The sequence below is a fragment of the Saccharothrix sp. BKS2 genome (assembly GCF_047689505.1).
GTDB lineage: Bacteria > Actinomycetota > Actinomycetes > Mycobacteriales > Pseudonocardiaceae > Actinosynnema > Actinosynnema lopnurensis.
On record NZ_JAUQOL010000024.1, the window covers coordinates 94386 to 106383 of the forward strand.

At 73.1% G+C, this 11998-nt stretch carries 12 protein-coding genes; 7 read left to right on the forward strand and 5 right to left on the reverse strand.

Annotated elements, in window-relative coordinates; genetic code table 11:
* The first annotated feature begins 96 nt into the window (after nt 1-96).
* A complete protein-coding gene (locus Q5530_RS35500; RefSeq protein ID WP_415367231.1) occupies nt 97-2736 on the forward strand; it encodes a glycoside hydrolase family 3 protein in 2640 nt (879 codons plus the stop codon).
* 33 nt (nt 2737-2769) lie between these two features.
* On the opposite strand, the gene Q5530_RS35505 is transcribed toward Q5530_RS35500, so the two are convergent.
* On the reverse strand, nt 2770-3756 hold the full coding sequence (locus Q5530_RS35505; protein ID WP_415367232.1) for an EamA family transporter: 987 nt from the start codon (nt 3754-3756) through the stop codon (nt 2770-2772).
* A 64-nt stretch (nt 3757-3820) separates the two neighbouring features.
* Here Q5530_RS35505 and Q5530_RS35510 point away from each other — a divergent pair, with 64 nt between their 5' ends.
* Nucleotides 3821-4318 (forward strand): MarR family winged helix-turn-helix transcriptional regulator, encoded by a 498-nt coding sequence (locus Q5530_RS35510; protein WP_415367234.1) that lies wholly within the window; start codon nt 3821-3823, stop codon nt 4316-4318.
* A 251-nt stretch (nt 4319-4569) separates the two neighbouring features.
* Nucleotides 4570-5031, forward strand: coding sequence for a DUF417 family protein (locus Q5530_RS35515; RefSeq protein ID WP_415367236.1), 462 nt, complete (start codon nt 4570-4572; stop codon nt 5029-5031).
* Nucleotides 5032-5079: 48 nt separating this feature from the next.
* Here Q5530_RS35515 and Q5530_RS35520 read toward each other — a convergent pair whose 3' ends face one another.
* Nucleotides 5080-5826 (reverse strand): TetR/AcrR family transcriptional regulator, encoded by a 747-nt coding sequence (locus Q5530_RS35520; RefSeq protein WP_415367237.1) that lies wholly within the window; start codon nt 5824-5826, stop codon nt 5080-5082.
* A gap of 78 nt (nt 5827-5904) precedes the next feature.
* Between Q5530_RS35520 and Q5530_RS35525 the strand changes: the two genes are divergently transcribed.
* Together Q5530_RS35525 and Q5530_RS35530 are read left to right on the forward strand one after the other, a co-directional pair.
* Complete coding sequence (locus Q5530_RS35525; RefSeq protein WP_415367239.1) at nt 5905-6825, forward strand: ATP-binding cassette domain-containing protein; 921 nt, start codon at nt 5905-5907, stop codon at nt 6823-6825.
* Entirely contained in the window at nt 6822-7640 is an 819-nt protein-coding gene (locus tag Q5530_RS35530; protein ID WP_415367240.1) for an ABC transporter permease, read from the forward strand. The genes Q5530_RS35525 and Q5530_RS35530 overlap by 4 nt, the downstream gene beginning before the upstream one ends.
* On the opposite strand, the gene Q5530_RS35535 is transcribed toward Q5530_RS35530, so the two are convergent.
* Nucleotides 7616-8056, reverse strand: a complete 441-nt coding sequence (locus tag Q5530_RS35535; protein WP_415367251.1) for a DUF885 family protein — start codon at nt 8054-8056, stop codon at nt 7616-7618. The two genes, Q5530_RS35530 and Q5530_RS35535, sit on opposite strands and share 25 nt — an antisense overlap.
* A 19-nt stretch (nt 8057-8075) precedes the next feature.
* Nucleotides 8076-8597 (reverse strand): ArsR/SmtB family transcription factor, encoded by a 522-nt coding sequence (locus tag Q5530_RS35540; RefSeq protein ID WP_380636120.1) that lies wholly within the window; start codon nt 8595-8597, stop codon nt 8076-8078.
* Between the two features lie 63 nt (nt 8598-8660).
* Here Q5530_RS35540 and Q5530_RS35545 point away from each other — a divergent pair, with 63 nt between their 5' ends.
* Nucleotides 8661-9881 carry an MFS transporter gene (locus tag Q5530_RS35545; RefSeq protein WP_415367241.1) on the forward strand — a complete coding sequence of 407 codons (1221 nt, stop codon included), beginning with the start codon at nt 8661-8663 and terminating at the stop codon, nt 9879-9881.
* On the opposite strand, the gene Q5530_RS35550 is transcribed toward Q5530_RS35545, so the two are convergent.
* A complete protein-coding gene (locus Q5530_RS35550; protein ID WP_415367242.1) occupies nt 9826-10425 on the reverse strand; it encodes a hypothetical protein in 600 nt (199 codons plus the stop codon). The two genes, Q5530_RS35545 and Q5530_RS35550, sit on opposite strands and share 56 nt — an antisense overlap.
* A 428-nt stretch (nt 10426-10853) precedes the next feature.
* On the opposite strand from Q5530_RS35550, the gene Q5530_RS35555 reads away from it, so the two are divergent.
* Nucleotides 10854-11998, forward strand: a 1145-nt coding sequence (locus Q5530_RS35555) for a PHB depolymerase family esterase (RefSeq protein WP_415367243.1), incomplete at its 3' end; no start/stop codon positions are given.

Genomic DNA, 11998 nt, shown 5'->3' on the forward strand with positions numbered 1-11998 from the left:
GCACGGAAGCGCTCCCACGGAGCCCTTGACCGGGACCGCGTCCGGAACGAGGATCGTGCGCGACAGAGCCGTCGCCCTGATGAACGGAACCGCCGAATGTCCCGCAGACACCTGAGCGCCGCGCTGGCCGCGGTGCTCACCGCAGGTCTCCTCACCGGGGGCGTGGCCACCGGTGTGGCCGGCGCCTCACCCGACTCCAAGACCCGGCAGCCGGTCATCGGCGAGCCGCGGACCGAGCACGGCTGCGCGCGGATCGAGAAGGACCTCCCCGAGCTGTCCGACTGGCCCGAGGTGCGCAGCCGGGTCCAGTCCACCCCCGCCGACGAGCGGCGGATCAAGAAGATCGTGGCGGGCATGACCCTGGCCGAGAAGGTCGGCCAGATGACCCAGCCGGAGATCGCCGCGATCACCCCGGACGAGGTTCGGGAGTACGGCATCGGCTCGGTGCTCAACGGCGGCGGCTCGTGGCCGAACCGCGACAAGCACGCGCCCGTCGACGCCTGGCTGGACCTGGCCGACGCCTACTGGCAGGCGTCCAGGACCACCCGCACCAAGATCCCGGTGATCTGGGGCATCGACGCCGTGCACGGCAACAACAACGTCTACGGCGCGACCGTCTTCCCGCACAACATCGGCCTGGGCGCGGCGCACGACCCGTGCCTGGTCCGCGACGTCAGCGCGGCCACCGCCGAGCAGATCCGGGCCACCGGCCAGGACTGGGCGTTCGCGCCCACGCTGGCCGTGCCGCTGGACGACCGCTGGGGCCGCACCTACGAGGGCTACTCCGAGGACCCGCGGATCACCCGCGCCTACGGCTACGAGGCCGTGATCGGGTTGCAGGGCCGCAGCAGGCGCGACGTGGACGTGCTCGCCACGGCCAAGCACTTCATCGGCGACGGCGGCACGATCGGTGGCAAGGACCAGGGCGTCAACCCCTCGACCACCGCCGAGATGATCAACGTGCACGGCCAGGGCTACTACGGCGCGCTCGCCGCGGGCGCCCAGACCGTGATGGTGTCGTTCAACTCCTGGGACAACGCGGAGCAGGGGATCAACGAGGGCAAGCTGCACGGCAGCGAGCTGGCGCTGAACGACATCCTCAAGGACAAGATGGGCTTCGACGGCCTGGTCGTCTCCGACTGGAACGGCATCGGCCAGGTCGCGGGCTGCACCAACGCCAGCTGCCCGCAGGCCGTCAACGCGGGCATCGACGTCGTGATGGTGCCCAACGACTGGAAGGCGTTCATCGCCAACACGATCGCCCAGGTCGAGGGCGGTCAGATCCCGATGGCCCGCATCGACGACGCGGTGACCCGCATCCTGCGCGTCAAGCTCCGCTCGGGCGTGCTCGACAGCGCCAAGAAGCCCTCGGAGCGGCGCCACGCCGGCGAGGCCGACGCGCTGGAGGCCCGGAAGCTGGCCCGCGAGGCGGTGCGCCAGTCGCAGGTGCTGCTGAAGAACAACAACCGGGTGCTGCCGCTCAAGCCGCGGTCGAAGGTGCTGGTCGTGGGCAAGTCGGCCGACTCGATGCAGAACCAGACCGGCGGCTGGACGCTGACCTGGCAGGGCACAGGCAACACCAACGCCGACTTCCCGACCGGGCAGACCGTGCTCGGCGGGCTCAAGGAGGCGCTGGGCGAGCGGAACGTGGTGTTCAGCGAGACCGGCGACGTCGACCCGGCCGGGTTCGACGCGGTCATCGCGGTCATCGGCGAGACCCCGTACGCGGAGGGCGTCGGCGACATCGGCAAGCGGACCCTGGAGGCCGCGAAGACCTACCCGCAGGACCTGGCGGTGCTGGACAAGGTCAGCGGCAAGGGCGCGCCGGTCGTCACGGTGTACGTGTCGGGCCGCCCGCTGCACGTCAACAAGGAGCTGAACCGCTCGGACGCGTTCGTCGCGGCGTGGCTGCCCGGCACCGAGGGCGGCGGCGTGGCCGACCTGCTGGTGCGCGGTCGCCACACCTGGCCCGGGTACACCGGCACGCTGTCCTTCTCGTGGCCGCGCTCGGCCTGCCAGACGCCGCTGAACCCCGGTGACGAGGGCTACGACCCGCTGTTCAAGCCGGGCTACGGGCTCAAGACCTGGTCCTACCGCCCGATGGGGAAGCTCGACGAGTCCTCGCCCGAGGGCGGTTGCTCCGGTGGCGGCGGCGGTGGCGTCGCGACCGAGGACCTGGAGATCCACAACCGGGTCGACTCCGCCCCGTACCGCAGCTTCATCGGCTCCCCGGACAACTGGAGCGGCACGGAGCTGGGCCCGGACGCGGAGGCCGCGCACACCAACATCACCGTGGTGCCGGCGGACGTGAACGTGCAGGGTGACGCGCTGAAGACCACCTGGACCGGCAGCGGCGCGGGCCAGCTGTACCTCCAGGACCCGGCGGGCGGCAGCGACCTGCGCGGCTACCCCAACGCCAACGCCGCGCTGGTGTTCGACGTGGTCGTGCACCAGCCCCCGGCCGCCCGGACGGTGCTGAGCGCGCACTGCGTCTACCCCTGCTTCGGCGAGGTCAACGCGACCGGCGTGTTCGGCGGGCTGCCGGTCGGCGTGAAGTCGACGGTGAAGGTGCCGCTGTCCTGCTTCGCCGAGCGCGGGCTGGACTTCGAGAGCGTGAACACGCCGTTCCTCGTCTACACGGAGGGCGCGTTCCAGGCGTCGTTCGCGAACGTGCGGTGGGTGCCGAAGGCGGCCGCCGACCCCGACGCGAGGACGTGCGCCGAACTGGCCGGCTGAGCCGGGACCGGATCGAGGACCGGGGGCGGGCCGTCAGTCACGGCCCGCCCCCGGTCGCGTCGGCGCCCCGGTCCGGCCCGCCGCTGTGCGCCGGGACCAGGACGACCGCGCGAGCCGCGACCAGGACGCGAGCCGCGACCAGGACGCCGACGCGAGCCGGGACCACCCGCCGGCGTCACCACCCGCCCGCCCTCCGGTGTGCGCCGCGACCAGGACGACGACCGCGCCCAGGACCTGGGTCGCGGTGAGCGACTGGTCCAGCGCGAGCCACCCGACGGCGGTCGCCACGACCGGGCTGAGCAGCCCGAGGAACGCCACCCGCGTGGCGGGCAGCAGGCCGATGCCCCGGAACCACAGCGCGTAGGTCAGGGCGCCGCCGATCAGCCCCAGGTAGGCGTAGCCACCGAGGTTCGCGGCGTCGAGCGCGGGCGGCGGGCCCTCGACCAGCAGCGCGACCGGCAGCAGCACCAGGCCGCCCGCCGTGAGCTGCCACCCCGTGACCGCGAGCAGCGGCGCGGGCGCGGGCCACCGCTTGCCCAGCACCACCCCGGCGGCCAGGGCCACCGCGCCGCCCAGCGCCGCCGCCACCCCGACCGCGTCGAGCCGGGCGTCGGCGCGCAGCACGAGCAGGGCGACCCCGCCGACGCCCGCCAGCCCCGCGAGGACCGCGCGCGTGGTGGCGGGCCGCCCGAGCAGCAGGGTCGACAGCCCCGCCACCACCAGCGGCTGCACCGCGCCCGCCGTCGCCGCGACCCCGCCCGGCAGGCGGTAGGCGGCCAGGAACAGCAGCGGCAGTAACAGGCCGATGTTGAGCGTGCCGAGCACCGCCGCGCGCCACCACCAGTCGCCGCGCGGCAGCCGGCGGGTGAGCGCGAGCAGCAGCAGCCCGGCGGGCAGCGCGCGGAGCAGCCCGGCCAGGAGGGGGCGGTCGGGAGGCAGGAACTCGCTGGTCACGAAGTAGGTCGTGCCCCAGACGGCGGGGGCGGTGGCGGTGATGGCGAGCGTATATTTGCTTAGCACTAAGGTAAAGTAGCTTAGCGGTGAGGTATCCGGGTGGGAATTCGGCCATCGCTAAGCTGGGCGGGTGGCGGACCACGTCGACCTGGTGCTGGAGCAGTGGCACGCGCAACGTCCCGACCTGGACGTCTCGCCGATGGCGGTGGTCGGCCGGCTGACGCGCCTGAGCCGGCTGGTCGACGGCGAGCTCCAGCGGACCTTCGCCGGCCACGGCCTGGACCGGGCCTCGTTCGACGTGCTGGCGACCCTGCGGCGCAGCGCCCCGCCGCACCGGCTCACGCCGACCGGGTTGATGCGCGCGTCGATGGTGACCTCGGGTGCGGTGACCCAGCGCCTCGACCGCCTGGAGGCCCGCGGGTTGGTCACGCGGACGCCGAGCGAGCACGACGGGCGCGGGGTGGTGGTCGGGTTGACCGGGGAGGGGTTGGCCCTCGTGGACCGCGTGCTGCCGGACCACCTGGCCACCGAGGAGCGCCTGCTGGGTGGGTTGACGGGGGAGGAGCGGGCGGCGCTGGCCGGGGCGTTGGCGACGGTCCTCGAATCCCTGGGCGACACCCGCGACTGAGGTCCGACCCGGCTCCCGAAGCCGCCCGCACTGGTCCGTTCGCCGGTCGTCGGCCCGTCTCGCCAGGGGCGAGCGGAGCATCCCGCCGCAGCCTCCCGGACCAATCCACGTTCCGGGTCCTTCACAGCGAGTTTCCTTACCGTTACAGTTCTGGGAGCGCTCCCAGTCCGGTGTGCGGTCAGCGTCGACCGCACACCGGACAGACCTCCTGCGCGGGACGACGTGGTCCCGCCCCGAAGGAAGTGATGCGGATGACCAGCTTCTCGTCCCGTCTGGACGTGCACGCGAACTCGCTGCGGGCGTTGAGCGTTCCCCTGCTCAGGGGCTCTCTCGGCGTGGTGTTCGTGTGGTTCGGCGCGCTGAAGGTGGCCGGTGCGACACCGGTCGCCGACCTGGTGGCCCGGACCGTCCCGTGGCTCGACCCGGGCACGTTCGTCCTGCTGCTCGGGGTGGTGGAGGTGGTGCTGGGGATGGCCCTGGTGGCGGGTCGCCGGTTGCGCTGGGTAGCGCTGCTGGTGGTGCTCCACCTGTGCGGGACCTTCCTCACCCTGGTGGTGCAGCCGACCGTCGCGTTCCGGACGGGAAACCCGCTGCTGTTGACCATGACCGGTGAGTTCGTGGTCAAGAACCTGGTCCTGATCACCGCGGCCCTCGCGGTCATGTCGGCCGACACACCCGTGCGGCAGCGGGTGGCGCAGGCACGACAGCGGTGATCTGTGGTGCCGCGGGGCCCCGACCGGCCCCGCGGTGCCGTTCTCCCCCTACCCGCGGCGCGCCACGTGGGCGGCCACGCCGTCCAGGAAGACGTCCAGGCCGAAGGCGAAGTCGGTGTCCGCGTCCTCCTCCGCGCGCAGGTCGTCCAGGTCGAACACACCTGCCTCGACCACCCGGCTCAACCAGGGCAGCCGGCGGGGGTCGACGACCCGCCTGAGCGCGGTCGAGTAGGCGCGGCTGAACGCCTCGGGGTTGTCCTCGTACCCGGCGGCCAGGTCGCCGGCCAGGCGCACCTCGCCGTTGATGAAGGTCAGCAGGCCCAGCACGACCCGCACCTTCTCCTCCTCCGTCAGGGGGGTCCCGGCCAGCGCGCCCAGGGCCCGGTCGAACCAGGCCAGGTTGCGCGGTCCGACGGGAGGTCCGCTGATCGGGACCCGGCTGAGCCACGGGTGCCTGCGGTGCACCGCCACCACGCCGTGCGACCAGGCGGTCAGCCCGGTCCGCCAGTCGCAGCCCGCCGGCAGCTCGGGCGGCTCCTCCATGGCCGCGTCGAACATCAGCGCCAGCAGCTCGTCCTTGCTCCGCACGTGCCGGTAGAGGGCCATCGTGGACCTGCCCAGCTGCTGCGCCACGTGGGCCATGGACACGGCGGCCAGGCCCTCGGCGTCCGCGACCCCGACCGCGGCCCGGGTGATGTCCGCGCTGGTGAGCGAGGGTTTGCGGCCGCGCCGGGGCGTGTCGCGCAGGCCCCACAGGAGCGCGACGCTGTCGGGTAGGCCGGTCTCCTCGGTCACGCGGCCAGTCTAGGGCTTGGCCATTAATTGCGTATCAGCTACGCTAATTTGCGTATCGCATACGCACAGGGGGTTGTCATGATCGTGGAGGTGACCGGCCTGAAGAAGGCTTACGGGTCCACCGCGGTGCTGGACGGGGTGGACCTGGAGGTCGTCGAGGGGTCGATCTTCGCGCTGCTCGGTCCCAACGGCGCCGGGAAGACCACCGCCGTCCGGATCCTGTCCACGCTGACCCGGCCGGACGCCGGGCGGCTGCGGGTGGCGGGGTTCGACGTGGTGCGCGAGCCGGTCGAGGTGCGCCGGGTGATCAGCCTGACCGGGCAGTACGCGGCCGTGGACGCCGAGCAGACCGGGCGGGAGAACCTGGTGCTGGTCGGCCGGCTGCGGCGGCTCGGCCGGGCGGGGGCGCGGGCGCGGGCCGACGAGCTGCTGGAGCGGTTCGACCTGGTCGCCGCCGCGGACCGGCGGGTCCGGACCTACTCGGGCGGGATGCGGCGGCGGCTGGACCTGGCCATGGGCCTGGTCGCCTCGCCCCGGGTGGTGTTCCTGGACGAGCCGACCACCGGGCTCGACCCGGCCGGCCGGACGACCACGTGGGAGGCGATCCGCGAGCTCACGCGCACGGGTACGACGATCTTCCTCACCACGCAGTACCTGGAGGAGGCAGACCGCCTGGCCGACCGGATCGTGGTGCTGGACCGGGGCCGGGTGGCCGCGCAGGGCACCGCCGACGAGCTCAAGGCGCGGGTCGGCGGCGAGCGCGTCGACCTGAGCTTCGCCTCGGCGGGCGAGCTGCGCGCCGCGCGGGCCCGGCTGGGCGGGTTCGCCGACCCGGGGCACCGGGTGCTCAGCGTGCCGTCCGACGGCAGCGCCGCCCACCTGCACGCCGTGCTGGACGACCTGCGCTCGGCGGGCGTCGCGCCCGCGCGGGTGTCCTCGCACCGGCCGACCCTCGACGACGTGTTCCTCTCGCTGACCGGGGAAGGGGTGCCCGCGTGAGCCGCCCGATGACCGACCCCGCGGCCGACCCGGTGACCAACCCCGCGGCCGGCCCGGTGACCGGCCCGCTGGCCGACTCGATCACCATGATCGGCCGCAGCGTGCGCCTGGCCAGGCGCAACACCGACACGCTGGTCATGTCCGTGGTCCTGCCGCTGCTGATGATGACGCTGTTCGTCCACGTCTTCGGCGGCGCGATCGACACCGGCACCCGGTACGTGAACTACGTGGTGCCCGGCATCGTCCTGCTGTGCGTCGGCTACGGCGCCGCGTCCACCGCGATGTCCGTGGCCGACGACCTCACCAAGGGCATGGTGGACCGCCTGCGGTCCATGCCGATCCGCCCGTTCGTGGTCCTCACCGGACACGTCGTGGCCAGCGTCGCCCGCAACGCCGTCTCCACCACCGTCGTCATCGGCGCGGCGGTCGCCATGGGCTTCCGGCCGACGGCGTCACCGGTGGAGTGGGCCGCGACGGCGGGCCTGCTCCTGCTCTACGTGCTGGCGCTGTCGTGGCTGGCGGCGGGGCTGGGCGCGGTGGCCAAGTCGGTCGAGGCGGCGGGCACGTTCAGCTTCCTCATGCTGTTCCTGCCCTACCTGAGCAGCGCGTTCGTGCCGACCGGCACCATGCCCGCGGTGCTGCGGGTGATCAGCGAGCACCAGCCGATCACGCCGATCATCGAGACCGTGCGCGGCCTGCTCACCGGCACGCCCGTCGGCGGCGCCGGGTGGGCGGCGCTCGCCTGGTCGGTCGGGCTGCTGGCGGTGTCGTTCACCCTGGCGACCCTGCTCTACCGGAGGCGCACCCGGGACTGAACCCACTCCTCGACCAGGTCGCCGAGCGTCGACAGCGGCACGCGCGCCTCCGACAGCACCACCTCGTGGAAGTCCCTGATGTCGAACGCGCCGCCCAGCCGGCGCTCGGCGTCCCCGCGCAGGCGCTGGAACTCCAGTCGGCCCGCGGTGCAGGCCGGCGCCTGCCCGGGGTCGGCGAGGTAGCGGTCCACCTCGGACTCGACCAGCTCGGGCGCAGTCGGCGTGGCGGTGCGGAGGAAGTCGACGGCCCGCTCCCGGCTCCACCCGAAGGCGTGCAGGCCGGTGTCCGCGACCAGCCGCCCGGCGCGCATCGAGTCGAACGCCGGCATGCCGAGGCGGGCGTGGGCGTCGGGGTACAGGTCGGTGGTGGTGTGCCGGGCGATCGTGCCGGCGTAGAGCCGGTCGCCGTCGGGCAGGGCGGCGCGGCGGCCGGCGTCACCGGACCAGGCGGTGGAGCACGAAGATCCCGCCGTGCAGCGGCCGGTCCAGGCGCTGGTCGTCGGTCGCCACGTACTCGTCGAGCACGGCGCTGATCCGGCGGTCCAGCTCGGCCAGCTCCTCGGGGGACAGGTGCAGCGCGAACCGCGCGTAGGTCCGCACCGACTCGGGCCCGGCCTCGGCCAGCTCCTCCTGGAACGCCTGGAGCGGGGCCATGGGCGCCGGGGGGCCGTCGTCGCCGAGCGGCCCGTCCAGCCACCACGACCGGTCGGTGGACCGGTAGGGCTTCTCCAGGGCGCCGCCCGCGCCCGCGCGCACCTCGCCGACCTCCAGGAACCCGGCGGCCACCAGCTGGCGCACGTGGTAGAGCACGGTGCCCGGGTCGCGCCCCAACCGCTCGGCCAGCTGCTTGTTGGTCAGCTCCTGCCCCATGCACAGCCGCAGCACGCGCAGGCGCAGCGGGTGGGCCAGGGCCTTCGTCTCCTGGACCGTCGCCGGACGCCGCTGCCGTTGCACCACGGGCCCAATCTAGTCGCGGCCAAACCGATGGAGAAAATCCCACCGATGTGCCAATCTCCACCAATGCACCTGGGGAGGGCGTTCTGGCGCCTGCTGGCTTCTTCCGGCTTCTCGAACCTGGCGGACGGCACGTTCAAGGTGGTCCTGCCGCTGGTCGCGGTGCAGATCACCCGCGAACCCGCGCTGATCGCCGGCCTCGTGTTCGCCCTGACCCTGCCGTGGCTGGTGCTCACCCTGCCCGCGGGCGCGGTCGTCGACCGCTTCGACCGGCGCGTGATCATGCTCGCGGCCAACACGACCCGCGCCGCGCTGCTCGCCGCGCTCGCCGGGGCGGTCGCGCTGGACGTGGCGGGCATCGGCCTGCTGTACGCGATCGCCCTGGGCGTCGGCGCCGCCGAGGTCCTCTACGACACCTGCGCGCACTCCCTGCTCCCGCAGGTCGTGGCCCGCGACCGCCTGCCCCGGGCCAACGCCCGGCTGTTCGCGGTGGAGCTGACCGCCAACGAGTTCCTCGGCCCGGCCGCCGCGGGACTGCTGGTGGCCGCGGGCGCGGTGGTGGCCTTCACCGTCCCGGCCGCGCTCTGGCTGGTGGCGGTAGGCGTGCTGCTGGCGGTCCGCGGCGCGTTCCGGGTGCCCCGGCAGCAGCGCACCACCCTGCGCGCCGACATCGCGGAGGGCATCCGCTTCCTGGTCCGCCACCGCCTGCTGCGCGCCCTGGCCGCCATGGTCGGCGTGTTCAACCTGGCGAGCAGCGCGACGGCCGCCGTGTTCGTGCTGTACGCGGTGGGGCCGGGTTCGGCCATGGGCCTGACCGACCGGGTGTTCGGCCTGCTGCTGACCACCCCGGCGATCGGCAGCCTGGCCGGCTCGCTCGCCGCCGAACGCCTGGTCGCCCGCCTGGGCCGCGCCCGCGCGCTCGGCCTCGGCTTCACCGCAGGCACCCTGCTCCTCGCCGCGCCGGCGGTCACCACCGACCCGTACGCGGTGGCGGCCGCGTTCGTCGTCGCGGGCTTCGGCATCGCCGTGCTCAACGTGGTCGCGATCTCGCTGCGCCAGCAGGTCACGCCGGACCGCCTGCTGGGCAGGGTGAACAGCGCCTACCGGATGGTCGCCTGGGGGACCATGCCGCTCGGCGCGGCCCTCGGCGGCGCGCTGGCCCACCTCGTCGGCCTGCGCGCGCTGTTCGCCGTCGCCACCGCCCTGGCGCTGACCGCCCTGTTCGGCCTGCTCACCGTGACCGACCGCCGGATCGACGAGGCGCTCCGGGCGGTGTCACCCGGTTGACCAGGCGCTCGACCAGGAAGTGCCCCAGGCCGATCCCGATCCCCGTGGTCAACGCCGAGAGCAGCGGCAGCACCGGACCCGGAGGCCGGTAGACCGGCGCGGGCCCGGTGGCGGGCCCCGAACGGGGCACCCGGAGCACCTGCCGGGCGGCCGCCTGGAGGCGCGTCGACACCTGCTGGTTCGTCCAGGCGATCACGTCGAAGTCGCCGAACTCGGCCAGCGCCGTGAAGCTGCGGTCCGCCGAGGCGACGCTGAACGTCCGGCAACCCCGGTCGTGGGCGTAGCGGGCGTGGGCGAGCAGCGCCTTCTCGGCCGCGTCCGGACCCGGCGCGACCACGCGGCTGGGCACGTTCATCTCGGTGAGCACGTTGCCGATCACGTCCAGCTCCGGTTCGGTCCGGGCGTAGCAGGCCAGCGCGTGGTGCACCGGCCCGGCCGCCCGCACCAGCGCGGTGATCCGCCCGCGCACCAGCTCGGGCCGGGGGTTGACCGGACCGATCATGTTCTCCAGGTCGATGAGCAGGACTCGCTGCGCCGCTTCCACTTCTCGATCTTCGGCACGCGACGCACCACGGGATCACTACCCGAACGGGTGACGGTCGCCCCGACCGCCCACGACGCCGCCCCGAAAGGGGCACGGCCGCCCCGCCGGTCAATGGCCCACATCGACGTCGCGGGCATTCCGGCGAACGGCGGGCACCGGTTGCGAACACTATCGCAACATTGTTCGTTTCGCGGGCTTCCGCGCGGGTTCGACAGGCGTCCAATTGAGATAGGAGTACCGGGTTGTCGCTGGCAGGGGCTGGTGGGAAAGCTTCGAAAGATTTCGAAAAATATCGACAAGCGTTGACCCGGATATCGGGGGTGAATGACCATCGTGCTCATCGAGTGAGCCCGCACCGACGCCCGGCTCCGATCGTCCTCCGGTCCTGGTGCGGTGTTCCACCCCTGCACCAGGAAAGGACCAGTCGAGTGCGAAGATTCCTCCCGGCCCTGGCCGCGGTGGCCGCGCCCTTGGTCGTCGCGAGCGTGCTGCTCGCCGCCCAGCCCGCCTCCGCCGCCACCCTCACCCAGGTCACCAACTTCGGCACCAACCCGAGCAACCTGCGGATGTACACCTACGTGCCGGACCGGGTCGCGGCCCGGCCGGCGCTGCTGGTGGCCATGCACTACTGCACCGGCACCGCGTCGGCGATCTTCAACGGCTACGCCCGCGACTACGTGACCGCCGCGGACCAGCACGGCTACGTCATCGTGTTCCCCGAGGCGACCCGCAGCGGGCAGTGCTTCGACGTGTCGTCCCAGCAGGCCCTCACGCGCGGCGGGGGCAGCGACCCGGTCGGCATCCTGTCGATGGTGAACTGGGCCAAGCAGCGCTACGACGTGGACCCCTCCCGGGTCTTCCTCACCGGGTTCTCCTCCGGCGCGATGATGACCAACGTGATGGCCGCGGAGTACCCGGACGTGTTCGCGGCCGCCTCGTCGTTCATGGGCGTGCCCGCGGGCTGCTTCGCCACCACCGACGGGTCCGCCTGGAACAGCCAGTGCGCCAACGGCCAGCTCACCAAGACCGCGCAGCAGTGGGGCGACCAGGCCCGCCAGATGAGCGGCGGCCACACCGGGCGGTTCCCGAGGGTGCAGCTGTGGCACGGCACCACGGACGACACCCTGCGCTACCCGAACTTCGGCGAGGCGATCAAGCAGTGGACCAACGTCCACGGCCTGAGCCAGACGCCGACCGCCACCGACCGGCCCCAGAGCAGCTGGACCCGCACCCGCTACGGCGGCAGCGGCACCCAGCCGCCGGTCGAGGGGATCAGCGTCCAGGGCGTCGGGCACTCGCTGCCGCAGAGCGGGATGGTGCAGTACGCCATCGCGTTCCTGGGCCTCAACAGCACCGGGACCACCGACCCGACCACGACCACCAGCACGACGACGACCACCACGACGACGGACACGACCACGACGACGACGTCTCAGCAGCCGGGTCCGGGGAGCACGTTGGCGGCGGCGGCGAACCGGACGGGTCGGTACTTCGGTGTGGCGGTGGCCGCGAACAAGCTCAGCGACTCGACCTACGTCGGGATCGTGAACCGCGAGTTCGACTCGATCACGCC

Bases quoted from the DNA above. Each gene is read 5' to 3' on its own strand.
- Q5530_RS35500 (WP_415367231.1), top strand. From the start codon at position 97: ATGTCCCGCAGACACCTGAGCGCCGCGCTGGCCGCGGTGCTCACCGCA.
- Q5530_RS35515 (WP_415367236.1), top strand. From the start codon at position 4,570: ATGACCAGCTTCTCGTCCCGTCTGGACGTGCACGCGAACTCGCTGCGG.
- Q5530_RS35525 (WP_415367239.1), top strand. From the start codon at position 5,905: ATGATCGTGGAGGTGACCGGCCTGAAGAAGGCTTACGGGTCCACCGCG.
- Q5530_RS35545 (WP_415367241.1), top strand. From the start codon at position 8,661: ATGCACCTGGGGAGGGCGTTCTGGCGCCTGCTGGCTTCTTCCGGCTTC.